We start from the raw sequence: 26,238 nt of genomic DNA on the forward strand, positions 1-26,238 counted from the left end.
GCGTTATTCAATCGCAATTCGAATGGAAGCGGCAGTAGCCCAAGGTGCAAAAGCAAGGGATAAAACCAATAATGCCGCCAATAAGGAGAAATGGCCACTTACGTCCAAGCCAACACTGGATGCAAAAACGGCACCCGCTCCAAAAATCAGCACGGGGATATATAAGGGTAAAACCAAAAGGCTGAGCAAGACGCCACCGCCCCTCACCCCCAAAGTAAGCGCTGCGCCAATAGCGCCAATCAAAGACAAAATCGGTGTACCTAGTAATAAAGCCAAAATCAACGTCCCTAAGGTCTCTGAATTCAAATCAAACTGAATTCCTATGACTGGAGCGAGCAGCACCAAAGGGAGGCCGCATACGATCCAATGCGCTGTAATTTTACCCCCCACCAACAAAACGAGTGGGGTCGGTGATAAAGTCATTTGCTCTAGAGTTCCATCGGCATAATCGCTGGTAAATAAGCGTGAAAGCCCCAAGATAGTGGCCAGCAAGGCTGCTACCCAAATAATGCCCGGCGCTATTTTGCGCAAAAGTCCAGAATCAGCTCCAATCCCCAGCGGAAATAGACTGGTCACAATGATGAAAAAGAACAAAATTGTCAGTACCTCGCTTTTGCGACGAAACACCAGCAATAAATCACGGCGAATGATTGCAAAGAAAGCGCTCATAAAGACAGCACCTTTGCATTGGGCAAGGGGATGGATTGATGGCTCGTTAATACCGCCATTCCACCGCTAGCAAGATGCTCTGCAATTAAGTTGGACAGCAATTCAACCGCCCTACTATCCAAGGCATTAAAAGGTTCATCCAAAATCCAAAGCGTTGCCTTGCGAAGTAAAAGGCGAGCCAAAATGACTCGACGCTTTTGGCCGGCTGATAGGCAACTGACCGGCAAAAGTTCGCGCCCTCGCAAGCCAAAGCGGCAGAGCGCGCTCAATGCCTGGTCCTGAGAAACGGCTGAGCCGTCTAAGGCCGAAGCAATCAGCACATTTTCAAACGCGGTTAGATCATCTTTGAGGGCATCACGATGACCTAAAAAGAATAACTCACGTCGGTAACTGGTTGGATCTGCCTCTATAGAAATGCCGTTCCAATCAATACTTCCTTCAAGAGGTTTTGATAGGCCGGCTAGCAATCGTAATAGGCTTGTTTTCCCAACCCCATTTTCACCGCGTACATGGAGCCACTCCCCAGCCTTTAATTGAAATCCGATGCCAGTAAATAGCATGCGATCTCCGCGCATACACGACAATCGATCTGCCTGAAAATTATGATTAATCAGTGATTCAGGCAGGGAGGTGGAAGAGAGGGTAGTCATGGATAGAAAGACTGGGCATTAAGCGCCCCAATCATTGTCCAAGAGCCTTCAGAGCCTGTCAAACCCTTAATTTCTTATTTGCCCCTAGATTAGGCTCCCACCAAGATCGCCATTGATTTATAGGGCATGTTTTACCAATTTGAAATCTGGATCCTCTGCAAACTCATTGATACTAAAGCCCAAGCTAGACATCAATTTCAACATTCCTGGGTTATTGGCAAGTACTAAGCCATCAATCTCTTTTAAGCCCTTATCACGAGCAACATCCATGATGCTCATCATTAAACGGGAACCTAAACCTTTGCCATTAAATTCATCGGCAACCAACAGGGAGAACTCACAACTGATGGCGTCTGGATTGGTAATGTATCGAGATACACCAATAATTTTTTGCGTCTCCACTGAAATTCCCTCTTCATTGACTTTTCTCTCTCTCAAAACAGCAACTAGAGCCATTTCACGGTCATAGTCAATTAAGGTAAAACGCGCGAGCATAGCTGGTGATAACTCAGAAATAGTCGCCACAAAACGGAAGTAGCGACTTTCTGGAGATAAACCACCCACCAACTCCTGCAACATCGTTGCATCATCGGGATGAATAGGGCGGATGACATACTCGCCGCCACCTTTTAATGACCATGTTTGCTCGTAACGCAAAGGATATGGAAGTATAGAAAGGTGTCCATAGGAGCTCGATTGACCATCACTTAGCGTACTAGTGCGATCAATCACAATGCGCGCATCTACAGCCACTGCACCAGACTCATCGACAATGATCGGATTGATATCCATCTCACGCAATTGAGGCAACTCGCACGCCATCTCAGAAACCCTGAGCAATATATGCTCCAAGGCTGTTATGTCTACTGCCTTGGCGCCACGCCAATCACCTAATGTTTCAGCAATCCTAGCCCGCTCAATCATGCGATGTGCGAGATACTGATTTAAAGGAGGCAATTCCATCGTGCGATCGTTAAACAATTCAATCATGGTGCCGCCGGCACCAAACGCAATCATGGGGCCAAATGGTTCATCATTCACCAAGCCAATATAGAGCTCTCGCGCTCTTTTATTTCTTACCATTCTCTGAACGGTAACTCCATTAATGCGGGCTTTAGGCGCCATGATGGCAACATTCTCAATAATATTGCCGAAGACATCTCGCACTCCTGCAGCATTCATGACATTTAATGCCACTCCATTCACATCCGATTTATGACTAATATCGGGTGAGTCAATCTTTAGAGCAACCGGATAACCCAACTGGGTTGCAATCATCATTGCCTCGTTTGCACTAGAAGCCAAGATGGTTTGAGTCACTGGTATGTGAAACGCCGCCAAGAGTGCCTTAGACTCCATCTCAGTAAGAATATTGCGCCGCTCTGAAAGGACATTCTCAATTAATAAGCGTGCCCCCTCTATATCTGGCTTAGCGAGATCCGATAGGGGTGGCGGCGTTTGCTGCAATAAAAGTTGGTTCTGATAAAAACTAGCAATATTGCCAAAGGCACCCACGGCTGCCTCGGGCGTTCTAAAGCTTGGCATGACTGCATGTGCAATCAGTTCACGCGCTTCCAGCACAGTGGAGTCACCCATCCAACAACATAACAAAGGCTTACCGATATCTTTCTTCACATCAACAATCGCCTGTGCAATTGCTAAGCCATTGACCCCTATTTTAGGAGAATGGATCACTAGAATTCCATCAATACTTCGATCATGATTCGCCGCCTCAATTGCAGCAGCATAGTGCTCAGGAGTGGCCTCTTCAGATAGATCAATTAGGTCAGATAGGCTGGCATTAACGGATAGCTTTGACTTAAGAGCTTCCATCGAGTCAGCGGACAGCTTGCCAAGCTCAAGACCAATCTCAGAAATCCAGTCTGCCGCTAATACGCCAGGTCCACCGCCATTGGTAATGACAGCCAAATGCTTACCCACAGGACGATAGCGCGATGCTAAACATTTCGCTGCAGAAAATAGCTCCACAAAAGAACTCACCCTGACTGCACCCGCTCTTCGCAAGGCTGCATCAAATACTTCATCACTACCGACAATTGCCCCGCTATGCGTTTGTGCAGCCCGATTGGCTGCGGCCTTTCTGCCCGCCTTTAACACCACTACAGGCTTCGCTCTCGCCGCCGAACGGAGCGCACTCATAAATGCCCGTGCATTGATAATGCCTTCCATATAAATCACAATGCTGTGTGTATGCCCATCAGAAGCTAAATAATCAAGCACTTGAGCAAGATCCACTTCAGAATGAGGCCCAATAGAAGTAACGATTGAAAAGCCAACCTGATTTTGCGCAGCCCAATCCAAAATAGATGCGGCCAAAGCACCAGATTGAGAAACCAATGCCACCGGGCCAACACTTGCTAAAGGCCCAATGACACTTGCATTCAAACCAAGCAATGGATTTTGAAATCCCAGGCTATTTGGACCGAGCATATGTATGCCATGACGACGCGCAGCTTGCGCTAAAGCCTGGGCTAACTCATGCGAAACACCAGATCCAAACGCCAGGACCGCCCTACATTTCATGCGTGCGGCCATTTCTAAAGTACTCAACATATCAGCTGGCGCTACAGAAAGAATGGCTAACTCAGGGTGTGCCTTTCCAGGCCCCACCAAGGTATCGGGCAAACAAATATCAAAATAAAAAATTGGTCCCTCAAAATGACTCGATCCCAAGATCTCCAGTAAGGCTCTCGAATAATCAACGCAGTCATCACCTTGAGGCGATCCTGTGAAAACAGCAATGGATTTTGGCTTAAATAAATAAGAGAGGTAATGCTGATCCATAGTCGCTTTATTTCCAGTTTTGAACAGGTTCAGTATGAAGGCATTTAAGGCATAGTAATTTGATTTAAAGCAAATTGGACAGCACTGCGATAATAAATACGGACAGCAAGAGCCAAAAGCCCGACTAAAAGTTTCTAAGGCATCTACAAGGTGGTTTAGAAAGCAAAAAGCCACCTCATCGGGTGGCTTTTTACCCTACAACTACAGAAAAATTACTGCTTATTCACTGCTTCGATTGCGATCAGGATAGTGACATCATCGCCAACAGCCGGTACATATTTAGCCATACCAAAATCACTGCGCTTAACCTTAGTTTCCGCGTTGGCACCACAAGCATCAACGCCACTCATTGGATGCTTTTTGCAAGCAAAATTGGTAATGTTGAGTGTTACTGGCTTGCTTACGCCCTTCAATGTCAAAACACCTTTCAGTGCGACTGGTTTATCGCCCTTGAAAATCATGTCATCAGACTGAAAAGTGGCCGTTGGAAACTGAGTGGTAGATAAAAAATCTTCGCCTTGGATGTGACCATTAAAGACTGCAGATCCAGTATCCACAGACTTGGTATCGATCGTGATATCTGCACTCCCTTTTTTTGCAGCTGGATCAATAGTGACCGTACCAGTAACCGTATTGAAACGACTAGTCTGATTGGAATACCCAAGATGGTTATATTCAAACTGAGCAAAAGTATGATTTGCTTCAGCGGTATAAGTTACTGGGGCGGCAATGGCTGTCATACTCATGCCAAGGGTTGCAAATAAAGCAATAAGTAATTTGGATTTCATTCATTTCTCCGTTAATAAAAAGAATAGCTAAATTAAGATTTATTTCTGATTTAAAACTAAATGCACTTTGACCGGAACCTCATTTGCTACTGCAGAGGTGTCTGACCAACTTCCTGAACCTAAGGCGTACTGCAATCTTAGTAACTGAAAGTTAGCATCAAAGATCATTTGCTTGCCCTGCACATGGTAAGCGGCACTAATCAAAACAGGCTCGCTCTTGCCCTTCATAGTTAATACACCATGAATTTCCAACTTTCCAGCGCCCAAATTTTTGACTGACTCACTGACAAAATTAGCGGTGGGAAAGCTTTTGGTATTAAACCAATCCTTACCTTTAGCCTCTTCTTGCAATTCCTCACCTCCTGCAGTAAAGCTGGCAATATCTATCGCTAAGCTAGCCTTCGCTTTTTCTGGTTCATCAGGATTAAAGGTAACCTTGCCAGAAAACTTGCCAAAGCTTCCACTTAAGTTCGATCCCATTAGCTTACTAGCAAAAGAAATCTTACTTTTAGCGATATCAATTTCTGAGTATTGGGCAGCAAATACCTGGATTGCAAAAAGGGTAGCCGCTATCGCCACCGAAGCTCTTAAGGTCGATGCAAAATAATTTTTCATATTAATCCTTCTTCTTGCTACAAGAGCAAAACGACATACGAGAAAGCAAACCGTCTTTATCGATAAATTGATGCTTTAGCGCTGCAAGCACATGCAAACATACCAGAGCAACCAAAATATCCGCTAGGTACTCATGCAAGTCTTTCAGTTGATGTCCCAAAGCTTTATCTTTAGACAGTAGATCGGGCAACTCAAATAATCCAAAATAATTTACTGTATAGCCTTTAGCAGAGCTCATCAGCCATCCAACTAGGGGTATTACCATCATCAATAAATAAAGGGCAAAATGGGTTAATTGCATCGCCCGCTCTTGCCAGACTGGCATTTTTATTTCGAGTTCAGGTGCAGGGTGCGTTGCCCGCCAAACTAGGCGCAGTATCACCAAAAAAAATACCGTCACCCCAAGCCACTTATGCCAACTATACCCAGTAATGCGCGCAGGACTCAAAGGCATATCACTCACAACTATCGCAATAGACCAAGTTACCACAATAATTGCAGCCATTAGCCAATGAAATGCCACCGAGATTGGGTTATAGCGAACGGTACTCATTAGCCACGCAACTGCTTTGTAATTTTCGCGATACGCTCGCCATACAAACGAGCCGTCTCTAGGTCACCCTTATTGACCTCGTCAGCACTGGCATCGGAAGGGGTTTGCATCATCGCGCCCGTAGATGATCCAACATAATTGACGTCATCGCGCTTTGCCGCCTTTGAATTTGAAGGCATTAAGCCAGTGCCAACCCATAGACCAGAATGCTGCATCGCCAATGTAAAGAAATAATGCAAAGAGGAATGCTTGTCACCATTCATAGTGGCTGAATTTGTAAATCCGCCAAATACCTTGTCTTTCCATTGCTGGGTAAACCACTGCTTTGAGCTTGCATCAGCAAATTTCTTAAATTGCCAACTCACTGAACCCATATAGGTTGGAGAACCAAAAACAATTGCATCTGCTGCATGCAAAATTTCCCATTGAGCATCTGTTAAGTTACCTTCGGCATCAATTGCAATTAATGTACCTGCAGCCCCATTAGCGATCGCTTCGGCTTGTTTAAGGGTATGGCCATAACCACTATGAAATACAACGGCGACTGTAGTCATTCTCTTATCCTCACTTGAATTTAAATTAAAAAATGCTGTTTAACTTCTTTAAAGCATGTTGAATTTCCACATTCTCTTCATTCGATAATTTAGAAAACGCTTGATTCAAAAAATCTAAATGCTCGGGGAACACTTTTTCAAATAACTGTTGACCCTCTTTGGTCAGGGCAATCAATTGACTGCGACCATCCCCAGAATTTGCCTCACGAAAAATGACCCCTTTAAGCTCTAAACGTTCAAGCACTCCTGTAAGAGTCCCCTTAGTTACCAGGGTCTTCTCCCCCAACTCCTTGCATGTCATGGGCGGTTGATTTCCCAGCGTAGCAATGACATCAAACTGAGTCATCGTCAAACCCAAAGTCTTTATATTCGGCGCTGAATAACGCTCAAAGGCTTGGTAGACAATAACTAAGTCTCTTAAGGTTGGTAAAAAGTTCACTGTTTGCTAATTTAGTTCGTATTAGAACTATTTTAGTACTAACTCGAACTAAATGCAAGCCCCATTAAAACTGGACCGTTTGACCCTCTGTCATCGGCACAATTTTGATGCTACTGCCCTTCATAGCCTCTTGAAATTCAGCCAAAGTCCCTTTGGTCATCGGATTGGAGTTGTAATGCATTGGAATCACCATCTTGGGCTTAATCCAAGTACGTAGAGCGTATGCCGCATCAGCTGGACCCATTGTGAAATTGCCCCCAATAGGAACCATCACCAAATCAGGCCTGTAATGTTCGCTAATAAATTTCATATCACTAAAGAGGCCGGTATCACCCATATGCCAAATCTTGAAGCCATTTTCAAGTTCAATGATGTAGCCTACTGGTTCTCCGGCAGGATGCGCCTCTGGTTTATTGGTTGCTGGATTCTTCCAAACTAATAATGAGGAGTGATCGGCGTGCACTGCGGTCACCTTGATACCCGGTGCTGGCGTTACTTGACCAGACTTATTAAAACGATGCCCAAGCTCGGCAGGCAAGATGCCAAGGGTAATTAAAGGCGTCACCATATCAGCTGGGCCATAGAGCTTAATGTTATTTGTCTTAGCTACCGTAGGGGCATCACCCAAATGATCTACGTGAGCATGGGTTACCAGCAAAACATCGATGGGGCCAATTGCAGATAAATCATTTTTATAGATCAACGGAGTTTTGGGTCCTTCTGTGATCCACGGATCTATCAAAATCATTTTCCCCTCTGGGGTCTTAATCCGAAAGCCGGCCTGGCCAAACCAGAGAACGTCTGTTTTGGCTGTTGCTGAAGCGTCTACCGCCTGCACATAAGAAGCCATTCCGAACAAAGACAGGGTCAATAAACCCGCCTGAATCATCTTTTTTGTTGAACTGAACACGCTGCGCATACGCTATCTCCGATTGTGAATTGGTTATTCAATCAGAAAAGGATAACGCAGAATCCACTTTTGAATCGGTGCGGCAACGCACCAATTTACCTAAAGAAATTGAAGTTGGGTGTGCGCCCCATTAAGAGCGCATTGAAATAACCTTACTTACTGCTGGCAGGCTTGCTAGGTAAGGACTGTAGGGTCTGAGCATCGTTTAATTGCTTATCCACCAGATAGAGTGTGCCGCCATAGTTTGCTTGCAAGTCATACCCAGAGAGGCCTACTGTATAGAAGGTAATTTCAGGATTAAAAGAGCGAATCTCTCCGCCAGACCCAGCTGAGAAATTGGCATCCACATCCACGCCACCCTTTTGTCCATCAATGGATGTCAACAAAAATTGATCAATTGCGCCAGGTGTTTTAAAGAAGATGATTTGATATTGCTCTTGATAACCAGCACCAACACCTTCACCTGTTTTGAGAGCGTCCATGAAGACAGGATCTTTACGGCGCTTGTCATACAAAACCCCTTGGCCCCTGGCAACCACCAACAATACGATATTGACATTGGTAGTATTAAATACTGCATAGCCTGCAGATTCAGAAATGAGTTTTTTAGCAGTAGGATCTTGCTTGAGAAATGCTGCCAAACCGGTCTGAGCCATTTTGATATTGGCATCCCGTTTTTGCACAATCTCGGCCGGGGTGAGCGGCTTACCATCTTTGCCGGTAGATTGGCATCCGATTAACAAAAAGGAAAGTGCAATGAGGGGGTAGGCGATGATTTTCATGAAGACATTGTCCAACTATTTAAAGTTGGATATTCCAATTTATTTCCAAAAGAGCGAAAGTTTTTGAGCTTGCCCAGAAGCAATAGAGACTGAGCGCTTTTGCTCTAAACCCTGATAAGCAGCCTGAATCAGGTATTGACCGGGATCTAGGTTGATCAAAATATATGGTCCCTCCGCCACAGCATCAAAGACCAGCCGCTTGCCATTAAAAATACTAATGCGGGCACCAAAAATCCAAACTCCCCTGCCGCCATCGAGCTGCGAAAGCTCCAACATGAGAGGCCACTCTTTGGCTTCTGCCAATATTGAGTCGGCCTCACCCTCACCCACACCACCTGAAATATAGGCAACTCCCATAGAGTGTTGTGTATCTGGAATTTGCCCATATGCAATTTGGCCAATAAAACAAGACAGGCTCAAAAAGCTGGTGGCCAATATATGTTTAATCAATTTCTGATTCATTGTCATTCTCCATTAGGGGGATGCAAAACGGGAACATTTATCCCTTTTATCTTAATGCCAACAGGAGACATTGAGCCCAATTCATTATAAAAAAACCCCGTTAAAACGGGGTTCTCATTTACGTCCGATGTGAAGTCGACAGAATCACGGAACCAAAATAATGGCGCCAGATAATTTTCTACCCTCAGCAGCTCGATGCGCATCAGCAGCCTGCTCCAGCGGAAATCTACCACCAATTTCAACCTTGATTTTGCCGCTTTCAATCGCATCAAAAACGGCTTTAGCATTTTCTTGAAATAGTGCTGGAGTAGCGTTGTGCGGGAATACAGAAGGTCTCGTTAAAAAGAGGCAACCTTTTTTATTCAGGATATCCGGGTTAATGTCAGGCGCCGGCCCTGAAGCTGCGCCAAACAGAGCTACCGTACCAAAAGGAGCCGTGCAATCTAAAGAGCCCATAAAAGTGGTTTTGGCAACAGAGTCATAGACCACATTCGCCTTACGACCACCAGTGGCCTTCAATACCTCTTCAGGCCAAGTGGCATTTGAGTAATCAATTACCGCATCGCATCCCGCCTCCTTAGCAGCAGCAAACTTGGCTGGAGAACCTACCGTACCAACCACAAACGCGCCCAATGCCTTTGCCCAACTCGCTAAGATTTGACCGACCCCGCCAGCAGCAGCATGAACCAACACCACATCACCTGCTTTAACTTTATAAGTTTTTTGCACTAAATATTGTGCGGTCATTGCCTTAAAAAAAATCGCTGCTGCCGCTTCATCCGAAACCCCTTTGGGAATGGGAACTAGTTTTTCTGCAGGTACATTACGAGCGCTGGCATAAGCACCGAGGCCAGCATTCATATACATGACATGATCACCGACTTTGAAGTGTTCAACACCCTCACCAACAGCTTGAACAATACCTGCCGCCTCGTGACCTAAGCCAGTAGGCAAATCCAATGGATACACTCCCGAGCGTTGATAGACGTCGATGAAGTTAAAACCAATCGCTGTTTGGCGTAATTGAACTTCGCCCTTTGCTGGAGGCGGCAGTTCTTTATCAATCAACTTAATTACATCTGCACTACCCATTTCAGTAAGACTTACTACGCGTGCTGTTGTCATGTGTCACCTATTTATTTTTCTTGAAAAATAATCATACATTAAGCCATTCATTCCCGTTTATCAGTTGCATGAAAATTGGTTTTGTGGCGCTAGAAGCTTGATTTACATAGGGGTTTTTGCCTAGGTCGCACCATTAGCACCACCTAAGCAATAAAATGAAACATGCCTAACGCCTTTCCTTTTTCCGCCTCTCCTTTTGACTGCCTTAACAAGCAGGAGCAAAGGCTAGTTGCCGATAGTGTAGATATCGCCTACTTCAAACAAGGCGAAATTATTCTGGACATTGGATCAACCCCAACCCATCTCTTTGTCATCATCAAAGGATTTGTGCGTCAATACGAAAATGATGAAGAATTGGCTGTATATGGCCCAGATGATGCCTTTGATGGTCGAGGCTTAATGGCGGGTAAAGTGTCTAGTCAATTTATTGCTGCTGAAGAAGTAATTGCCTATCAATTAGCAAAGGCAACGGTGCGAGAGCTGATTTCAGACAACGCTACTTTTGGCGCCCTCATCTTTGCTGACCTCTCCAACAAATTAAATGCCTTGGCAAAAAGACGTAGTCAATATGAGATGAACTCCCTGAGCCTAGCTCAAGTGAGTCAAGCTTTTTTACGCCCAGTGAATATAGTTGATGCCAAAACCAGCATCTATGAAGCGGTAGAAATTTTTCAGAAACATCGGACCACTAGCGTGCTGGTAAGAGAAGGCGCCCGGGAAGGTGCCGGACTTGGGATCTTCACAACAACTACCCTACAAAAAGCGTTATTAGCAAATCTTCCGATTCAATCGACTCCAATAGGACCATTGAGTATTTACGAGCTCATTACTGTTCAAGCAAATGATCACCTGTATGAGGCATTAGCCACCATGATTCGCCATTCAGTTCATCGCGTAGTGGTGATGGATGGCAGCGAAGTCATGGGCATCTTAGAGCAAGTAGATTTACTCAGTTTTATTGCAAATAGCTCATCTCTCGTTGCTCAAAAAATATTCCAAGCAACGACACTGGATGATTTAAGACTACCGGCAGAACAAATCACGAATCTCATTAGCCTATTGCATCGTAATGGCACCAAAGTGGGCATGATTGCACGTTTGGTGCAGGAGTTAAATGCCAAATTATTTGAGAGGGCCTGGACCTTAATTGCTAGCCCAGAACTCTTTGAGCATAGCTGCCTTTTTGTGATGGGAAGCGAAGGTCGCGGCGAGCAAATCTTAAAGACCGATCAAGATAATGGATTAATCCTTAGCAATGACTACCCCATTACGCAGGAAGTAATCAATGCTTGCGAACAATTTTCCCTGGCCTTAACGAGCTTTGGCTATCCAGAATGTCCGGGAAGAATCGTGGTCAATAATGCTGACTGGCGCATGTCTGAGAGTGAATTTAGCAGTACCAGCAAAAACTGGTTACTCAATCCAACCCCAGAAAGCCTCATGAATTTAGCCATCTTTCTAGATGCGCATGCAGTCTGTGGTGACATACAATTATTGAAGATAGTCAAAGAAGGTTTGTTTGACCTCATCAATGACAATCAAATATTGCTCGCGAGATTTACTTCAGCAATTGAGTCCATCTCTTCCGAGGTAGGCTGGTGGAACCGCCTACTCACCTTGAGCGGCGAGCATTCTGAGAATCGCATCAATCTCAAAAAAGCTGGAATCTTTGCGATTGTTCATGGTGTTCGATCGCTTGCCCTAGAAAACCATATTTGGGCCAACTCAACCGAGGGACGCGTCCACGAACTAGTCAAGAAAAATAAGATCCCCAAGGATCTTGCCAATGATGTGATTGAATCACTGCATGTCTTAATGGGACTCAAACTTGATAGTGGTTTAGCCGAACTAGAAACAGGTAAGCCAGTTAGTGGCGAAGTGAACATGAGTGCCCTCTCCAGTTTAGAGCGTGATCTTCTAAAAGATTCCCTGAATGTAGTGAAGTCATTCAAGCTATTTTTACACCAACATTTTCGTCTCGACTTTGCATGAGTAAGTTAGCCCCAGGAGTGATCCGAAAGCTATATCGCTCCATTTGGCGAGAATGGCTACTGTTTCATTTGGCAGATCAGCAGTATCGCTTCATGTTCGAGCCACCTCCCCAAAATGAATGGGTAGTGCTTGACTGCGAAACAAGCGGACTAAATGTATCTAAAGATGAAATCATCTCGATTGGGGCAATCAAGATTGTAGGCAATACCCTCATGACCAGTGAGCGCCTAGAGCTATTAGTGAAGCCAGAAAAAAGAGTTTCTCCTGAGAGCGTCAAAATTCATCGCTTACGGGAACTAGATGTTGCCAATGGCTTAAATCCCGAAGTGGCCGTGAGTCAATTGATGCACTTTATTGGTAGTCGACCCATTGTCGGCTACTACCTTGAATTTGACTTGGCAATGCTCAATAAAGTGATCTGGCGTATGCTGGGATTAGGCCTACCCCAACCTAAGATTGAAGTATCCTCCTTGTACTATGACTATAAAAATCGTCAATTGCCCAGCAATGAACGCAATGGCAATATTGATTTGCGCTTTAACAAAATCATGTCTGATCTAGGTCTACCTGTCAGAGATGCGCATGATGCCATCAATGATGCGGTTATGACTGGCATGGCATTTATTAAATTGCGGCAGCTACTTAAACTTTAAAAATAAAAATGGTTTGCCCAATAAAAAACCAGGATTGCTCCTGGTTTTTTATTTATAGAGTAACTAATTAGCAATTAGTGACCCGACGCTCCTGATGCACCAAAGCCAGTTTCTGAACGAACTTGCTGCGCTTTAAATGCGGCACGTTCATTTTTTCCATTCTGGCTATTATCGAGTACAGAGAACAACCATACCCCAACAAAGCCGACTGTCATTGAGAACAAGGCAGGTGATGAGTAAGGAAACCATGCACTGCCTTTAGGGTTGCCCAATACTGCTTCCCATACCGCTGGAGAGACAATCGTCAAGGCTACTGAAGATGCTAAGCCGAGGAAGCCACCAATCACGGCACCCTTCGTAGTGCAATCTTTCCAAAGTACAGATAAAAACAATACTGGGAAGTTTGCAGAGGCAGCGACAGCAAATGCTAAGGCAACCATGAAAGCTACGTTCTGCTTTTCAAAAACGATGCCGAGCAATACCGCAATTGCACCCAAAGCAAGCGTGGTCAAACGAGATACTCGCAACTCAGATGCACTATCAGCATTCCCTTTTTTGAACACGGTTGCATACAGGTCATGTGACACTGCAGACGCGCCCGACAGAGTCAAGCCAGCAACTACCGCCAAAATCGTAGCAAATGCTACCGCGGAAATGAATCCGTAGAACACGTTACCGCCTACAGTTTTAGCTACCAATACCGCAGCCATGTTTGCAGAGCCAGCGCCACCGTTAATCACGCCCTTTGCTACATCAGCCATCTCAGGATTGGTCAGCACTAAAGTGATAGCACCAAAACCAATAATGAAGATCAACACATAGAAGTAACCGATCCAAGTGGTTGCCCACAGAACAGATTTACGTGCTTCTTTTGCATCAGGTACGGTAAAGAATCGCATCAAAATGTGTGGCAATCCAGCAGTACCAAACATCAATGCCATACCAAAAGAAATTGCAGAGATTGGATCTTTAATAAATCCTCCGGGGCTCATGATACTCATCCCGGCCTTCAATGCCTCTTCTGGAGTTTTACCAGCATTGGTTGCAATGGTTGTTTTCACCTCTACTGCTTTTGCAAATAAAGCTGCTGGACTAAAACCATATTGAGACAAGACCATAAATGCCATGAACGTTACACCGGCGAGCAGCATGCAGGCTTTAATGATTTGCACCCAAGTTGTGGCAGTCATACCGCCAAACAAGACGTATATCATCATCAAGCAACCCACAATCACCACTGCCATCCAGTAATCAAGGCCGAAGAGTAATTTAATTAGTTGGCCAGCACCCACCATTTGAGCAATCAAATAAAAGGCAACTACAATTAAGGTGCCTGAGGCTGCAAATGCACGAATTGGACCCTGCTGGAAACGATAGCCTGCCACGTCGGCAAAAGTAAATTTACCCAAGTTACGCAAACGCTCTGCCATTAAGAAAGTAATTACTGGCCAGCCAACTAAGAAGCCAATAGAGTAGATCAAGCCGTCATAGCCGTTAGCCATTACCGCTGCAGAGATGCCTAAGAAAGAGGCTGCTGACATATAGTCACCAGCAATGGCTAAGCCATTCTGGAATCCCGTGATACCACCACCTGCCGTGTAGAAGTCCGCTGCAGACTTAGTACGCGATGCCGCCCACTTCGTAATAAACAAAGTAGCCACTACGAAGGCGGTGAACATCCCAATCGCAACCCAGTTAGTTGCTTGCTTATCAATTTGACCGACATCACCAGATGCGAATGCAAACAAAGGCAGCGCCATGAGCGCCAAGGCGCTGAGTAATTTTTCGATACGTTTCATTTGGAGGCTTCCTTCAGGATTTCAGCTGTCAAAGTGTCGTACTCACCATTCGCCCGACGAACATAGATAGCGGTAATCAAAATAGTGAAAACAATTACACCCATACCAATAGGAATACCAAGACTAGTTACACCATCTCCGAATTGTTGAGCCAAGAATGGTTTATCAAATGCAATTAAGGCAATGAAGCCGTAATAAACGATAAACATCAAGATACAGAGGGTCCAACCAAAAGTGCTGCGCTTATGCTTGAGCTCTTGGTATTTTGGATTTGCCTCTATGCGTGCCACGACAGCATCAGACATACGCTTCTCCTAGTGAATAAGATTAATAATGTCGCCATTTTATATAGGGAAATACGAAAAAAAAGGCTATTTAGCTTTAGCTTAGGGAATGTCCTATAAAGGTATGCCCTAAAAGACTATTGGGCTGGTAATGGCAATATGGATAGTCCACCTATTCACTGCCGATCATGTTTACAGAAAAATCCCGCACCCCCGAAATCGTTTACGTGATTGATGATGATGAAGCCATGCGCGATTCACTACAATGGCTGCTTGAGGGTAAAGGTTATTCGGTGCGCTGCCACGAGAATGCAGACCGATTTTTACAAGCCCTACAAAACACTGATCAATCCGCCATTGCATGCGCCATTATGGATATTCGTATGCCCGGCATGTCAGGCATGGAGTTGCATACAAGGCTCTCAAAATCAGAGCACCGCATGCCAACTATTTTGATGACAGGGCATGGAGATATATCAATGGCTGTAGAAGCCATGAAACAGGGTGCAATGGACTTTATTCAAAAGCCCTTTCGCGAGGAGGAGCTTGAAAACGTGATTGAACGCATGCTCGAACAAGCTCGTCTTGACAACAAAAAAAGCTGGGAGTCGAGTGAGGCTCAAAAACTGCTGGCCACATTAACCCCCCGTGAAAATCAAGTCTTAGAGCGTATTGTGGCCGGGCGAATTAATAAGCAGGTGGCCGATGATTTAGGAATTTCCCTCAAGACTGTTGAAGCGCATCGCTCTAACATTATGGATAAACTCAAAGTAAGAACCGCTGCTGACTTATTGAGGACAGTCATTACCCATCAAAAACCAGCCTAAAACTAATACAACTAACTTGGCTGCTTGATTTCTTTAATGGTATTGCCCTCGCCCACCAGAACAATTTTTGGAAAGTGCTGGGCTACTTCAGCATCGCTTATTTGCCCATAAGTGCAAATGATTAGGTGATCACCAACATGAGCCTTCCGGGCGGCTGCACCGTTTAAAGAGATGGCCCCTGAGCCACGATTTGCTTTAATAATGTAAGTAGAAAAACGCTCGCCATTATTGATGTTATACAACTCAATCTTTTCGAACTCACGCATTCCAGCGGCATCCAATAGATCCTCATCAATTCCGCATGAACCTTCATAGTGCAGATCAGCTTCTGTCACGGTTGCGCGATGAATTTTAGACAACAACATAATGCGGTTCATATGAGATACCTATTTTCAAAAACACTCGTACAAAAAACTTAAAACCCCAGCTATTTCTAGCCAGGGCCTTGTTTAAAGCTAGCAAACAATGCTCTAGAAGGTATTTTATACCCTCTGGAGTACAGTAATTACTTAGTGCGACGCTTGGCTGCAGGTTTAGCAGCTTGACCAGCAAATTGACCTTTCGCTGTATTCATTGCAGTTTCAACGCTTTTCTCGAAGTTACTGAATGCATCTTGAGCGGTAGAGCGCACTTGATCAAAGTTTTGAATGGCTGTGTTAAATGCATTTGTAAAGGCACTGACATAGGCTTCAGAGCCAGCTGGGGCTTTAGATGCAGCAGCTGCCATAAATTCTTTCAAATCTTCTTGTGATTGATCGATAGCAGCTTCAACTGCCTCAACCAACTCTTGATTGCCGCGACGCAATACTTCAGCAACCTTCTTTTGATATTGGGCAACTTTAGCGACAGCCTCTTGAACTTCTGGGCTTTGTAACAACTCTAAAGCCGCTTTAGCATCTTTTCCTTTAAGCAGTTCAGCTGCTTTTGCCTGGGCTTGAGCAACTGCTTCTTGCGCAGCTTGGTAATTGATTTGAGCTAATTCTTGAGCATTTTCTAAAGCGGTTTGGCCTAAAGCACGAGCTGTTTCGATCGACTTAGCTTGGTTTTCTGCGAATTGATTTTTAAACATGATGATCCTTTGGTAATTGGTTATGTTGCATTGCACCATAATAAATACCCCTCAGGCCAATAGCAAGCAATATTTGCTGCAAAGCAACAATTATTTGATAAACCATTGTTTTTAAATGAAAAAACCACCCGAAGGTGGCTCTCTCATGTAATAAAACGATGATTTACGGCTTAACGACGTGCCATACGTTATTGACGTTCTCACCAAGTTGATCGCCTGGCTTGCTATCTTTCGCATAGAAATACAAAGGCTTGCCCTTGTAGGTCAATTGTTTCTGGCCATCTTTGCGAGTAATGAAATTAAAGTCGCCAGACACTTTGATGCCAGGCTCTACGTAGACAGGTGGCCAATTTGTGGCGCAAGTCATTACGCACTCAGATACTCCAGAAGCAGGCTGATCCTTGTCAAAGGTATACACGGTTTTGCCATAGCTGCTGGTCATGATGCCGTTGTTGATCTTCATAAAGTCGGATGAAGGTGTAGCTACATCTGGAGTGGTTGAGCATGCGCTCAAGGCAATTGCAAAACAAATGCCTCCCAACATTTTCCATTGAAAGTTCATATTTTTTTCCTTTAATCGTTTAATTAGTTACCAGGACCAACCAAGGTAATCTCGATGCGGCGGTTTTGAGCACGGCCTTCAGCAGTGGCATTAGATGCGACAGGATTGGACTCACCCATACCTTGAGCAGAAATCAAACTCTGTGACACGCCTTTTTTGATCAGATAGTCCACCACGTTATCTGCACGTTTAGAAGAAAGATCTAAGTTGGTGCGAATGCCGTATTTGTGCATATCTGCACCAACTGGCACGTTGTCGGTGTAACCCTTAACAACCACCTTGGTGTTTTTAAACCCAGACAATGTAGGAGCCATTTTTGCTAGAACTTGATCAGCCTTTGCATTTAAGTTAAAGCCGCCCTCAGGAAAGAGGATTTTGTCCTTGATCGTAATGCGCAACTCACCCTGCAGCTGGCGAATTTCTACCTCATCACCTTGGTAAGCTTGCTGTAACTGTGAATAAGCCCTATCAAGATTGTTATAACTGGATTCAGTTACACAGCCGACCAAAGAGCCTAAAACCAACATCATTAATGCTATGAATATCTGTTTGCCAAAACGCATAAATAACCCTTTTAGTTAAATAAATCAAAATAAACGAAGTTGCTAGCCTTGCTAACTTCAATGATGAATAGGAGTTAGCAAATATGACAGCCTTTGCATCAGTATAGTATTTACCAACTCTGTTTTTTGCCATCAATCCAAGTTTCCTGAACCTTGATGTTACGAATTTGGTCAACGGGTGTCGTACGTGGATTAGCCCCCAAAATAACAAGGTCAGCCTGCTTACCCACTTCTAAGCTACCGATCTTGTCGTCTGAAAACATTTCATAGGCCGCATTGATGGTAACCGCACGAATTGCATCATCAACTGTCACGCGTTGATCTGGACCCAAGACTTCACGTGGTGGTTTTTGCCATAGGCGGCCAGCACCCTCGGAGATGTAATTCAATGGGCTTACATTAGAAACCGGTGAATCACTATGGTAAGCAAAGCGGCCACCCTCTTTCTTAAATGCTGCTGAGGGATCAATGCGATTGGCACGTTCAGGACCAACAATATGGTTATGGAAAGCCCCTCCCCAATAATCAACATGTCCAATCGTAAAACCAGGAATGACGCCTAACTTGACTGCCTTTTTTACCTGCTCAGGCGTGTTGATAGTGAAATGCTCGATGCGTAAGCGCCGCTCCTCAGGATGCGCATTACCAGCCAATAACTCTTCATAGTTATTTAGCGTTTGATCAATTGCACTATCACCATTGGCGTGAACGGCTATCTGCCAACCTTGATCGAAGTAAATCTTCATTTGCTGGTAAAGATCTTCTGTGCCGTAATCTAAGGTGCCCCGATTACTCGTATTGCTTGGATAGTCATAAGGCTGATTTAGCGCAGCAGTTAATCCCTGAGTGGAACCATCTGAAATAAATTTCACACCAATAAAGCGCAGGCGATCATCCCCCTCATTGGGTTTTAAACCATCATAGCCAGCTGGAATGGCAGGTCCATAGAGGTAAGCGCGTACTCGAATTGGTAAACCCTCATTGGCCGCTAAGTCCTTGTAGAGCTTGACTTGCTCCTCGAGAGGGGAATCAAACCCCACGGTAATCTCAGCCGAGGTAGTCACGCCAGCAGAGGCAATATATTGAGTGGTTTTTTTGATGGCCTTGATCAAATCAGCCGCGGGAGGAGCAGGCATTTTTGCCATAAACGGCGTGAATGATGGTGGCTCAATTAATTTACCCGTTAACTTACCTTGAGCGTCTTTTACATAAACACCGCCACCAGAGGGGTTAGCAGTGCTTTCTGTCACGCCGGCCAGCTCCAAAGCTTTGTGGTTCACATAGCCAATGTGGCCAGACTGATTAATAATAAAAATAGGTACAGTAGTTGAAACTTTATCCAAATCATTAGCGGTGAGCTCCGCCATAAAAGGGGAGGTTCGCGAGGGGTCTACTCCAAATGCAAATAACCATCCGCCAGCTGGAATACTGCTGAGGCGCGCACGTAACTTTGCCTCTATGGTGTCTAAGGTGTCATAAGGCAATGTAAAGTTGGATAAATTTAATCCCAACCCCTCTGATAAAGCGGTGCCAATAATATGGATATGGGGCTCAACAAAACCAGGCATTAGGGTTTGACCTTTTAGATCAATCAATTGGGTTGTATCGGTCTGCCATCTTTTGCTTACTGCAGCCTTTGTACCCACTGCCACAATCTTCCCGCCCTGCACTGCTAGAGCCTGGACTTCCTCATTCTTAGAATTGACAGTTAAAACTGGTCCGCCATAAAAGATTATGTCTGCCCCAGGGCTGGCGGCGACAGTAGCTGACTGGAAGATGCCCAATAAACATGTCAAGAAAGTGAGGTTGCGAATTAATTTCATTTCAAAGCCCTTAAGTAAAGATTGGGTGCATTAATCCATAGTAACCATATTTTTTGACTGCTTAAATAAGGAAAACCCCAGCAAGGTGGACTGGGGTTGTATTGTCGATCTACTTATTTCGGCCGATTTAACTTAAATAACTGTTCAGGCCCAATAGTAAAATAATCCCCAGCGCCTCCAGCGCGCAAAACATGGCCTACTTCAGCAGTTTGGTAGATACCATCCTTAAGGCAAGTTTGATCAATATGAATCTGCACCACTTCGCCCAGGACCAGCCAACTCTCCACCTTTGATCCACTGATGGTTTCTAGCTGAATGATTTGAGTCGCCTTGCACTCAAAGGACACTTTTGATTCTGCAACGCGAGGAGGCGTAACAATAGTTGAATCCATTTGAGTCAGACCGGCCATCTCAAACTCACTCACTTCTGGAGGGTAAGGTGCGCAGGTTTGATTCATCGCTGCAACCAAGTCCAATGTCACGAGGTTCCAAACAAACTCTCCGGTCTCCTGAACATTTCTGACTGTGTCTTTATAGTCAATGCTTGAGAAGCCAATGATGGGGGGAATGTAATTGAAGGCATTAAAGAAACTGTAAGGCGCTAAATTACATACACCAGCCCTACTCTTGGTTGATATCCACCCAATCGCCCTTGGACCCACAATCGAATTAAATGGGTCGTGCGGCAAGCCGTGGCCATTCTTTGGCTCATACGAATAAAAAGAGTTCACTGTTTCACCTCAGTTGTTTAATTTTTAACCTCGCCCCAACCACCACCAAGCGCTACATACAAAGCAACCGTATCTTGATAACGCTGAGCCAAGGCTTGAACGTAAGCAATACTAGCTTGATGATATTGAACATCGGCGATTAATACGCTGAGGTAGTCAACCAAACCAGCGTTGTAATTGATTTGCATTAGCTTTAATGCCTCTGCGGCAGCTGTTTTAGCATCTAGCTGACCCTGCACAGCCTGGGCATCATGCACCAGAGCCGTCAAGCAATCGGCCACCTCTGCAAAAGCATTTAATACAATCTGCTTATAACTAGCCTGGGTCTGCTCATAAGCATCTAGAGAGGCCTGCCTTGCATAGTAGAGGCTACCGCCCTTAAAGATAGGAATACTTATGCCAGGACCGGCAGACCAAAATTGCTGACTTGGCCCAGAAAGACTAGAGAATGTATTGCTAGCTACCCCATAAGTGGCATTCAGACTTACACTAGGAAACATCTCGGCAGTAGCCACCCCAATGTTGGCACTAGCGACATGCATTTGCGCTTCAGCAGCCAAAATATCGGGTCGATTGCGCACTAAATCAGAAGGAAGGGTCACCGGAATATCGGCCGGTAGGGTCAAACTCTCTAAAGTGATCGTGGACAGAGTAACGTGAGAAGGATCAACCCCCTCAAGAGCTGCCAACAAATGCTCTGCTTGACTGACACGCTGGCGCAATGACGCAATCGACGCCTCATTACTAGCGATAAGACTCTGAATACTTAACACCGTAGCGTAAGCAGCCGTACCTCCCGTCACCTGTGCCTGCGCTACCTTCAGTTGCTCTTTTTCCAAAGTGATTAATTCTTCAGTAACCTTAATTTCTTCTAAGTAGCCAGCCCGAGCAATACTGGTGTTCACCACATTGGCAGACAGCATCAAATAAGCCGCATTGGTAGAGTATTTTTGATAATCTACTTGCGCTCTTAGAGCCTCTACTTGCCTGCGCTCACCACCAAATATATCGAGCACGTAACTCACGCTGGCACTAGCAGTGAGTAAATTAAATATAGATCCCGGCGCAGCAGAGCCTAACTGCATAGGGGCATTCGCTATCCTGCTTGCACCCAAACCAACGGAGACCTGAGGAAAGAAGACGCCATAGCCAGCACGCATTAAATCCTGACTTTGCTTTAAGCTTGCTTCAGATGCCAGTAAAGATGGATTTTGTTTTAGAGCTTGCTCCACTTCTGCATTTAAGGTTTCTGATTGAAACATCATCCACCAATTTGCATCGGTCCATGTTCCAGAATGAAACATTTGCGTCTTGCCATCTGCACGAATGGTTTGCCAAGGCTCATCATTTTTTAGATATGCAGCCCCCTCGGGAGCTTGGGGTGAGACAAAATCAGGTCCAACAGCACATGAGCCCAGAAACAAGGCAAGCAGAATAATAAAGAAGGGCTTATGTTTATTGACTTGCACGTTTGCCCACATACACATCAACTAATTGACCAGGATAAATCGTCAATTCTTTTGGCTTATCAAAACTAAAAATGACTGGCAGTACGCGCACATCGACACGCTCCGTACGTTGATTAGATAACTCAATTTTGGGTGACACATTGGGCTGAAAGCGAACAATTTTCAAAGGCACCTTGGTATTGGATCCGCGAATAAACATATACGCATCAATATCAACCATACTTGGTAGCTTTTGCAGCAAGACTTCATCTATATAACAGCGCACTGCAAGAGCATCTCCGCTTGCCCCAAGCACCATGATGGGCTGATTTTGCTGCGTATAAGTGTCATACACACCTTGCGCAGAAATATAACTTCCTAGCGCGGTATTGATAGAGATGACCTTACCCGCAGATAGCGCGTGAATATGGTACTTGGCCAATAAACTAGTAGCAGTCTCATATTGCCTTTGACTAACATCTAAGTTTGCCTTAGCCAGCCCCACCGCATCTCTAGCACCATCTAAAGCGTCTTTGCTAACCGCTCTCGGATCAATATCTGCTGCCGCTTTTTGTTTTTGATATGCATCTTCTGCCGTTTTTAGGGAGGCACGCGCTACTGCAATTTGCGCCTTTGCTTGCTGTGTTGTTGCTCGCTGCACCGAATCATCCATTGATAAAAGAGGTGCGCCAGCAGCAATGTCTTGCCCCTCTTTGACATTGATCTGATTTACGGTGCCAGCCACTTCGGGATAAATATTGACATTGGATCCGCTGGCTTGCAAGGCCTCAACAATACCCTCGGCATAAATACCATTCTCATAGGGATTAGAGGCTGGAGTGAAAGCTGGTGGCAGAGGATTTTGACGTTGACCCCAATAAAAGGCCGTTCCTATTGCCAGTACAACCCCTAGGATCGCTAAGGCAATAATGATTTTATTTTTCATTTGCCAGTCTCTCTATTTCGATTAATTTTCCATCTTCCATCTTCATCATGGCATCAGCATATTCAAATATACGGCTATCGTGCGTAACAATAATGATGCACCGATTCGGATTTAAGATTTCTGCCCTAATAAATTCGAGTATCTTCCTGCCGGTATCGCCATCCAAAGAGGCGGTAGGCTCATCAAAAATCAAGATATCTGGTTGTGCAGCAATCGCTCGCGCAATAGCCACTCTTTGTTGCTCGCCGCCACTTAACTTCATTGGCGGAAGATCGGCCTTGTTTTTTAAACCCACAATGTCCAAATACTTGCGAGCCGTATCTACTGCCTCAGCCCAGTTTACCCTTCTCAGAATGAGAGGAATTGCCACGTTCTCTGCAGTTGTGAGCCTGGGGAATAAATGAAAGTCTTGAAATACAAAACCAATTTTATTGAGGCGGAAATTAGCCAATTGATTGGAGGTAAGTTTCCATAGATCACTTTCACCGACCCATACCTCACCAGAGTTAGGCTCTAAAATTCCAGAAATCATACTAAGCAATGTCGTTTTGCCGCTACCGGATGGACCGACAATAAAGAGAATCTCGCCAGCATAGGCCTCGAAACTGATATCCCTCACAGCAAAGGTTTTAGCCTCACCCTCACCAAACCACTTGCTCAGCTTACTAGCTCTTAGGGCAACTTTTTTCATTTAACCCCTAAAAATATCAAATGGTTGGATTTGCAATACTTTTCGAATGCTGATGTAGCTCGAGAAGATGGCAATAATGATCACCAACAAGAAGGCCAAACTTAAGTTAGGGTAAGTGACTTGTGCAGCGTAATCGGGCATCCTTAATTTAGCCAAAATCATTGCTGTTGTAGCCAAACCCACACCCAGTCCATAACCCAAGAGGCAAGTGAAGGTGGATTGCACCATGATCATCCATACCAACTCACGCCCTTTGGCGCCTATTGCCTTTAGGGCTCCAAATTTATCTAAGTTCTCCAGCACAAAGCTATAAAAAGTTTGGCCTGAGATTGAAAGCCCAACAATGAAGCTAATAATGGTCATGATTAATACATTCATTCCCATGCCAGTTTTAAATTTATAGAAGTCAGAAATCTTTTGGGTAAATTGCTCTCGAGTTAAAGCCTGATAGCCCAAATCTTTAACCTGCTTTTGGATGTAAGAAATATCAGCAGCTGTCTTGGGCTCTACTAGCACGAAAGACATGGTGAAGCGAGATGAGGGTATGTAAGTAATCGCACGGTGATACGTTGTATAGAGGGTTGGCACCCCAAACAAACCAGATTGCGGAACCTGGGCAATGCCCACAATTTTTCCGCGATGATCATTTAATTCAAATTCGGTGCCAATTTTTGGGTTTTCAAGCTTGTCGTATTCCGCATCTTTAACAACAATAAAACCATTTTCCGCAAAAATATCTTCTATATTTCCCTCTAACAACAGAGGGCGTCCGTATAGGGTGACATCATCTAGACCAATTACATTGACGCCTTGATAGGTGCCATCGCTCAATTTAACGAGAGCACCACCAAAATAAATTGGCTCAGCGTGTTTCACCCCGTGAATACTTTTTGCAAAATCCAGAACGTAATCCGGCATAGGGATGCTACTGGAAACATTATTTACAGCAGGATCAATGATCCAAATTTGTGCTCCAACATTTTCAACCGAAGAAGATGCCCTTAAAAGAATCCCCGAGAACATGGACATCATCATTACCATCAAAAAAACAGCAAAGGTGACCCCCATTAACAGGGCTGAAAATTTTCCCCTGTCATTCATGAGCAACTTCAAAGCCAGCCTGAAAATACCGCCCATCTTTCATCCTTGGACCCAATACCCCATACTAACTTTATTGCATTGCAAAAGGAAGTCGGGCTATGACCTATATCAATAGATGCATACCTTTTAGCACCGCCCGGATAGCTGCAAGCGCTATTGACTATTTTCGGGGAAAATCCAATGATGAACGAGCAGCCATTAAACACCCCAAAATCCCCTAGCGACCTGTTTTTCTCCTTTGCAGGACTTTCCATTAAGGCCTTTGGGGGGATCATCGTCTTTGCAGAACAGATGGTGGTAGAAAAGAAAAGATGGCTCTCACGCAAAGAGTTTCTAGAGGATTGGGCTGTTGCTCAGACGATGCCCGGTGCCCCCGTAATGAATCTAAGTATCATGATTGGCTCTAGACACTTTGGCGTTATGGGTGCACTAGCAGGACTAACGGGCATTCTATTGTTGCCTCTCATTTTGATTTTGCTATTAGTGTGCGCATTTGCTTATTTCGGGGAAGACCCCCGGATTGTTGGCGCATTACAAGGAATGGGCGCCGTATCTGCTGGACTTTTGATATCCACAGGCGTGAAATTAATTAAACCCCTGAAAGTCAATCCCCTCGGTAAAACTATTTGCGCTATTTTGGGCTTGTCTTGTTTTGGGTTAATTGCACTTGCACATTACCCCCTAGCGACCGTTCTTATTTGTCTTGGGCCCTTGGCATGCATCTTGGCCTATTTTAAATTTGCCTCTAGCGTACCCAGGGAGTCAGCATGATTCACATACCCGACTGGTCGGCCCTCTTTTTGCATTTCGGCATACTCTCACTCTTCTCGGTGGGTGGACCGATGGGATTAATCCCTGACATTCATCGCTACCTCGTCACGGAGCATGGCTGGATCAGTAATGCTCAATTTACCGATTCCATCGTCATTGCGCAGGCATCACCAGGCCCCAATATTTTATTTCTGGCGCTACTGGGATGGAATATGGGTCTGCAAGCCGGTGGTTATTTCTTAGCTCTACTCGGCGCTCTTGGCTGTCTATTTGCTTATGTTGTTCCCAGCAGCATTCTTTTTTACATCACAGCCAACTGGGTGGAAAAGAATAGAAGCAGTCGCTTAGTGAAATCCTTCAAGGCTGGCATGAGCCCAATTGTGGTTGCACTGCTGATTTCTTCTGGGATCGTATTAGCGGGCGCCAATGGGAATGGTCACAATGATTTTAAGCTCTGGCTATTGGCAGGCCTAACAGTGCTAATGGTTCTTCGCACCAAAGTGCCCATGCTACTACTGCTTTTAATCGGCGGCTGTATTGGTGCTTTAGGGGTGTTTGCATAAACTCTGACCGTGGGCGAGTAATAAAAAACCACCCGTAGGTGGTTTATAAATTCATACGCTACT

29 protein-coding genes are annotated in these 26,238 nt (G+C 44.9%); 5 read left to right on the forward strand and 24 right to left on the reverse strand.

The features are described from left to right. Positions 1 to 3 precede the first annotated feature (3 nt). The 12 genes from ccmB to M2125_RS06100 form a co-directional block, all read right to left on the reverse strand. Positions 4 to 669, reverse strand: coding sequence for a heme exporter protein CcmB (gene ccmB, locus M2125_RS06045; protein ID WP_076023474.1), 666 nt, complete (start codon positions 667 to 669; stop codon positions 4 to 6). After that, on the reverse strand, positions 666 to 1,319 hold the full coding sequence (ccmA, locus tag M2125_RS06050; protein WP_076023473.1) for a cytochrome c biogenesis heme-transporting ATPase CcmA: 654 nt from the start codon (positions 1,317 to 1,319) through the stop codon (positions 666 to 668). The genes ccmB and ccmA overlap by 4 nt, the downstream gene beginning before the upstream one ends. Before the next feature lie 117 nt (positions 1,320 to 1,436). After that, positions 1,437 to 4,124, reverse strand: a complete 2,688-nt coding sequence (locus tag M2125_RS06055) for a bifunctional acetate--CoA ligase family protein/GNAT family N-acetyltransferase (protein ID WP_280742701.1) — start codon at positions 4,122 to 4,124, stop codon at positions 1,437 to 1,439. A 212-nt stretch (positions 4,125 to 4,336) separates the two neighbouring features. Further along, positions 4,337 to 4,912 (reverse strand): YceI family protein, encoded by a 576-nt coding sequence (locus tag M2125_RS06060; RefSeq protein WP_277542384.1) that lies wholly within the window; start codon positions 4,910 to 4,912, stop codon positions 4,337 to 4,339. A gap of 39 nt (positions 4,913 to 4,951) precedes the next feature. Then, complete coding sequence (locus M2125_RS06065; RefSeq protein WP_076023470.1) at positions 4,952 to 5,527, reverse strand: YceI family protein; 576 nt, start codon at positions 5,525 to 5,527, stop codon at positions 4,952 to 4,954. Between the two features lies 1 nt (position 5,528). Further along, positions 5,529 to 6,080 (reverse strand): cytochrome b, encoded by a 552-nt coding sequence (locus M2125_RS06070; protein ID WP_280742703.1) that lies wholly within the window; start codon positions 6,078 to 6,080, stop codon positions 5,529 to 5,531. After that, on the reverse strand, positions 6,080 to 6,634 hold the full coding sequence (locus M2125_RS06075; protein WP_076023468.1) for a flavodoxin family protein: 555 nt from the start codon (positions 6,632 to 6,634) through the stop codon (positions 6,080 to 6,082). Before M2125_RS06075 ends, M2125_RS06070 begins: the two co-directional genes overlap by 1 nt. Positions 6,635 to 6,659: 25 nt before the next feature. Continuing rightward, positions 6,660 to 7,073 carry a MarR family winged helix-turn-helix transcriptional regulator gene (locus tag M2125_RS06080; RefSeq protein ID WP_280741895.1) on the reverse strand — a complete coding sequence of 138 codons (414 nt, stop codon included), beginning with the start codon at positions 7,071 to 7,073 and terminating at the stop codon, positions 6,660 to 6,662. Between the two features lie 64 nt (positions 7,074 to 7,137). Continuing rightward, positions 7,138 to 7,992, reverse strand: coding sequence for a metal-dependent hydrolase (locus tag M2125_RS06085; protein WP_143742150.1), 855 nt, complete (start codon positions 7,990 to 7,992; stop codon positions 7,138 to 7,140). Positions 7,993 to 8,135: 143 nt separating this feature from the next. Beyond that, positions 8,136 to 8,765: a lipid-binding SYLF domain-containing protein gene (locus M2125_RS06090; protein WP_280741896.1), complete on the reverse strand. Its 630-nt coding sequence runs from the start codon at positions 8,763 to 8,765 to the stop codon at positions 8,136 to 8,138. A 39-nt stretch (positions 8,766 to 8,804) separates the two neighbouring features. After that, positions 8,805 to 9,227 (reverse strand): peptidase associated/transthyretin-like domain-containing protein, encoded by a 423-nt coding sequence (locus tag M2125_RS06095; protein WP_280742704.1) that lies wholly within the window; start codon positions 9,225 to 9,227, stop codon positions 8,805 to 8,807. Between the two features lie 144 nt (positions 9,228 to 9,371). Continuing rightward, entirely contained in the window at positions 9,372 to 10,352 is a 981-nt protein-coding gene (locus M2125_RS06100) for a quinone oxidoreductase family protein (RefSeq protein WP_076023463.1), read from the reverse strand. A gap of 162 nt (positions 10,353 to 10,514) precedes the next feature. Between M2125_RS06100 and M2125_RS06105 the strand changes: the two genes are divergently transcribed. Then, positions 10,515 to 12,344, forward strand: a complete 1,830-nt coding sequence (locus M2125_RS06105) for a putative nucleotidyltransferase substrate binding domain-containing protein (RefSeq protein WP_280742705.1) — start codon at positions 10,515 to 10,517, stop codon at positions 12,342 to 12,344. Next, positions 12,341 to 12,997 (forward strand): 3'-5' exonuclease, encoded by a 657-nt coding sequence (locus tag M2125_RS06110; protein ID WP_076023461.1) that lies wholly within the window; start codon positions 12,341 to 12,343, stop codon positions 12,995 to 12,997. The genes M2125_RS06105 and M2125_RS06110 overlap by 4 nt, the downstream gene beginning before the upstream one ends. Positions 12,998 to 13,071: 74 nt before the next feature. Here M2125_RS06110 and M2125_RS06115 read toward each other — a convergent pair whose 3' ends face one another. Then, entirely contained in the window at positions 13,072 to 14,796 is a 1,725-nt protein-coding gene (locus tag M2125_RS06115) for a cation acetate symporter (RefSeq protein WP_280742706.1), read from the reverse strand. Then, entirely contained in the window at positions 14,793 to 15,101 is a 309-nt protein-coding gene (locus M2125_RS06120; RefSeq protein ID WP_076023459.1) for a DUF485 domain-containing protein, read from the reverse strand. Before M2125_RS06120 ends, M2125_RS06115 begins: the two co-directional genes overlap by 4 nt. A 167-nt stretch (positions 15,102 to 15,268) precedes the next feature. Between M2125_RS06120 and M2125_RS06125 the strand changes: the two genes are divergently transcribed. Beyond that, positions 15,269 to 15,907 carry a response regulator transcription factor gene (locus M2125_RS06125; protein ID WP_277542400.1) on the forward strand — a complete coding sequence of 213 codons (639 nt, stop codon included), beginning with the start codon at positions 15,269 to 15,271 and terminating at the stop codon, positions 15,905 to 15,907. 11 nt (positions 15,908 to 15,918) lie between these two features. On the opposite strand, the gene panD is transcribed toward M2125_RS06125, so the two are convergent. The 10 genes from panD to M2125_RS06175 all read right to left on the reverse strand — a co-directional run bounded on the left by panD (position 15,919) and on the right by M2125_RS06175 (position 24,877). Next, the gene (gene panD / locus M2125_RS06130) at positions 15,919 to 16,284 is read right to left on the reverse strand and encodes an aspartate 1-decarboxylase (RefSeq protein ID WP_076023457.1); all 366 of its coding nucleotides are present in this window, start codon (positions 16,282 to 16,284) and stop codon (positions 15,919 to 15,921) included. A gap of 128 nt (positions 16,285 to 16,412) precedes the next feature. Continuing rightward, positions 16,413 to 16,976, reverse strand: coding sequence for a phasin family protein (locus M2125_RS06135; protein ID WP_076023456.1), 564 nt, complete (start codon positions 16,974 to 16,976; stop codon positions 16,413 to 16,415). 163 nt (positions 16,977 to 17,139) lie between these two features. Then, the gene (locus tag M2125_RS06140) at positions 17,140 to 17,538 is read right to left on the reverse strand and encodes a COG4315 family predicted lipoprotein (protein ID WP_277542402.1); all 399 of its coding nucleotides are present in this window, start codon (positions 17,536 to 17,538) and stop codon (positions 17,140 to 17,142) included. 23 nt (positions 17,539 to 17,561) lie between these two features. Further along, entirely contained in the window at positions 17,562 to 18,101 is a 540-nt protein-coding gene (locus M2125_RS06145; protein ID WP_076023454.1) for an OmpA/MotB family protein, read from the reverse strand. A gap of 110 nt (positions 18,102 to 18,211) precedes the next feature. Further along, positions 18,212 to 19,924: an amidohydrolase gene (locus tag M2125_RS06150; protein WP_280741899.1), complete on the reverse strand. Its 1,713-nt coding sequence runs from the start codon at positions 19,922 to 19,924 to the stop codon at positions 18,212 to 18,214. A 113-nt stretch (positions 19,925 to 20,037) separates the two neighbouring features. After that, entirely contained in the window at positions 20,038 to 20,655 is a 618-nt protein-coding gene (locus M2125_RS06155; RefSeq protein ID WP_076023453.1) for a flavin reductase family protein, read from the reverse strand. Positions 20,656 to 20,672: 17 nt separating this feature from the next. Next, entirely contained in the window at positions 20,673 to 22,136 is a 1,464-nt protein-coding gene (locus M2125_RS06160; RefSeq protein ID WP_076023452.1) for an efflux transporter outer membrane subunit, read from the reverse strand. Beyond that, positions 22,111 to 23,049 (reverse strand): efflux RND transporter periplasmic adaptor subunit, encoded by a 939-nt coding sequence (locus M2125_RS06165; protein WP_076023451.1) that lies wholly within the window; start codon positions 23,047 to 23,049, stop codon positions 22,111 to 22,113. The genes M2125_RS06160 and M2125_RS06165 overlap by 26 nt, the downstream gene beginning before the upstream one ends. Next, positions 23,039 to 23,740 carry an ABC transporter ATP-binding protein gene (locus M2125_RS06170; protein ID WP_280742709.1) on the reverse strand — a complete coding sequence of 234 codons (702 nt, stop codon included), beginning with the start codon at positions 23,738 to 23,740 and terminating at the stop codon, positions 23,039 to 23,041. Before M2125_RS06170 ends, M2125_RS06165 begins: the two co-directional genes overlap by 11 nt. Further along, positions 23,741 to 24,877 (reverse strand): ABC transporter permease, encoded by a 1,137-nt coding sequence (locus tag M2125_RS06175; protein WP_076023449.1) that lies wholly within the window; start codon positions 24,875 to 24,877, stop codon positions 23,741 to 23,743. 144 nt (positions 24,878 to 25,021) lie between these two features. Between M2125_RS06175 and M2125_RS06180 the strand changes: the two genes are divergently transcribed. Together M2125_RS06180 and M2125_RS06185 are read left to right on the forward strand one after the other, a co-directional pair. Beyond that, the gene (locus M2125_RS06180; RefSeq protein WP_280741901.1) at positions 25,022 to 25,612 is read left to right on the forward strand and encodes a chromate transporter; all 591 of its coding nucleotides are present in this window, start codon (positions 25,022 to 25,024) and stop codon (positions 25,610 to 25,612) included. Then, the gene (locus M2125_RS06185) at positions 25,609 to 26,175 is read left to right on the forward strand and encodes a chromate transporter (RefSeq protein ID WP_076023447.1); all 567 of its coding nucleotides are present in this window, start codon (positions 25,609 to 25,611) and stop codon (positions 26,173 to 26,175) included. The genes M2125_RS06180 and M2125_RS06185 overlap by 4 nt, the downstream gene beginning before the upstream one ends. The last annotated feature ends 63 nt before the right edge of the window (positions 26,176 to 26,238 follow it).

It is taken from the genome of Polynucleobacter sphagniphilus (assembly GCF_029892205.1).
GTDB classification, from domain to species: Bacteria; Pseudomonadota; Gammaproteobacteria; order Burkholderiales; family Burkholderiaceae; genus Polynucleobacter; species Polynucleobacter sphagniphilus.

What these genes read in the sequence shown, in the direction of transcription:
- ccmB (WP_076023474.1), bottom strand. Translation starts at nt 669, where the DNA reads ATGAGCGCTTTCTTTGCAATCATTCGCCGTGATTTATTGCTGGTGTTT.
- ccmA (WP_076023473.1), bottom strand. Translation starts at nt 1,319, where the DNA reads ATGACTACCCTCTCTTCCACCTCCCTGCCTGAATCACTGATTAATCAT.
- M2125_RS06055 (WP_280742701.1), bottom strand. Translation starts at nt 4,124, where the DNA reads ATGGATCAGCATTACCTCTCTTATTTATTTAAGCCAAAATCCATTGCT.
- M2125_RS06060 (WP_277542384.1), bottom strand. Translation starts at nt 4,912, where the DNA reads ATGAAATCCAAATTACTTATTGCTTTATTTGCAACCCTTGGCATGAGT.
- M2125_RS06065 (WP_076023470.1), bottom strand. Translation starts at nt 5,527, where the DNA reads ATGAAAAATTATTTTGCATCGACCTTAAGAGCTTCGGTGGCGATAGCG.
- M2125_RS06070 (WP_280742703.1), bottom strand. Translation starts at nt 6,080, where the DNA reads ATGAGTACCGTTCGCTATAACCCAATCTCGGTGGCATTTCATTGGCTA.
- M2125_RS06075 (WP_076023468.1), bottom strand. Translation starts at nt 6,634, where the DNA reads ATGACTACAGTCGCCGTTGTATTTCATAGTGGTTATGGCCATACCCTT.
- M2125_RS06085 (WP_143742150.1), bottom strand. Translation starts at nt 7,992, where the DNA reads ATGCGCAGCGTGTTCAGTTCAACAAAAAAGATGATTCAGGCGGGTTTA.
- M2125_RS06090 (WP_280741896.1), bottom strand. Translation starts at nt 8,765, where the DNA reads ATGAAAATCATCGCCTACCCCCTCATTGCACTTTCCTTTTTGTTAATC.
- M2125_RS06095 (WP_280742704.1), bottom strand. Translation starts at nt 9,227, where the DNA reads ATGAATCAGAAATTGATTAAACATATATTGGCCACCAGCTTTTTGAGC.
- M2125_RS06100 (WP_076023463.1), bottom strand. Translation starts at nt 10,352, where the DNA reads ATGACAACAGCACGCGTAGTAAGTCTTACTGAAATGGGTAGTGCAGAT.
- M2125_RS06105 (WP_280742705.1), top strand. Translation starts at nt 10,515, where the DNA reads ATGCCTAACGCCTTTCCTTTTTCCGCCTCTCCTTTTGACTGCCTTAAC.
- M2125_RS06110 (WP_076023461.1), top strand. Translation starts at nt 12,341, where the DNA reads ATGAGTAAGTTAGCCCCAGGAGTGATCCGAAAGCTATATCGCTCCATT.
- M2125_RS06115 (WP_280742706.1), bottom strand. Translation starts at nt 14,796, where the DNA reads ATGAAACGTATCGAAAAATTACTCAGCGCCTTGGCGCTCATGGCGCTG.
- M2125_RS06120 (WP_076023459.1), bottom strand. Translation starts at nt 15,101, where the DNA reads ATGTCTGATGCTGTCGTGGCACGCATAGAGGCAAATCCAAAATACCAA.
- M2125_RS06125 (WP_277542400.1), top strand. Translation starts at nt 15,269, where the DNA reads ATGTTTACAGAAAAATCCCGCACCCCCGAAATCGTTTACGTGATTGAT.
- panD (WP_076023457.1), bottom strand. Translation starts at nt 16,284, where the DNA reads ATGAACCGCATTATGTTGTTGTCTAAAATTCATCGCGCAACCGTGACA.
- M2125_RS06135 (WP_076023456.1), bottom strand. Translation starts at nt 16,976, where the DNA reads ATGTTTAAAAATCAATTCGCAGAAAACCAAGCTAAGTCGATCGAAACA.
- M2125_RS06140 (WP_277542402.1), bottom strand. Translation starts at nt 17,538, where the DNA reads ATGAACTTTCAATGGAAAATGTTGGGAGGCATTTGTTTTGCAATTGCC.
- M2125_RS06145 (WP_076023454.1), bottom strand. Translation starts at nt 18,101, where the DNA reads ATGCGTTTTGGCAAACAGATATTCATAGCATTAATGATGTTGGTTTTA.
- M2125_RS06150 (WP_280741899.1), bottom strand. Translation starts at nt 19,924, where the DNA reads ATGAAATTAATTCGCAACCTCACTTTCTTGACATGTTTATTGGGCATC.
- M2125_RS06160 (WP_076023452.1), bottom strand. Translation starts at nt 22,136, where the DNA reads ATGTGGGCAAACGTGCAAGTCAATAAACATAAGCCCTTCTTTATTATT.
- M2125_RS06165 (WP_076023451.1), bottom strand. Translation starts at nt 23,049, where the DNA reads ATGAAAAATAAAATCATTATTGCCTTAGCGATCCTAGGGGTTGTACTG.
- M2125_RS06170 (WP_280742709.1), bottom strand. Translation starts at nt 23,740, where the DNA reads ATGAAAAAAGTTGCCCTAAGAGCTAGTAAGCTGAGCAAGTGGTTTGGT.
- M2125_RS06175 (WP_076023449.1), bottom strand. Translation starts at nt 24,877, where the DNA reads ATGGGCGGTATTTTCAGGCTGGCTTTGAAGTTGCTCATGAATGACAGG.
- M2125_RS06180 (WP_280741901.1), top strand. Translation starts at nt 25,022, where the DNA reads ATGATGAACGAGCAGCCATTAAACACCCCAAAATCCCCTAGCGACCTG.
- M2125_RS06185 (WP_076023447.1), top strand. Translation starts at nt 25,609, where the DNA reads ATGATTCACATACCCGACTGGTCGGCCCTCTTTTTGCATTTCGGCATA.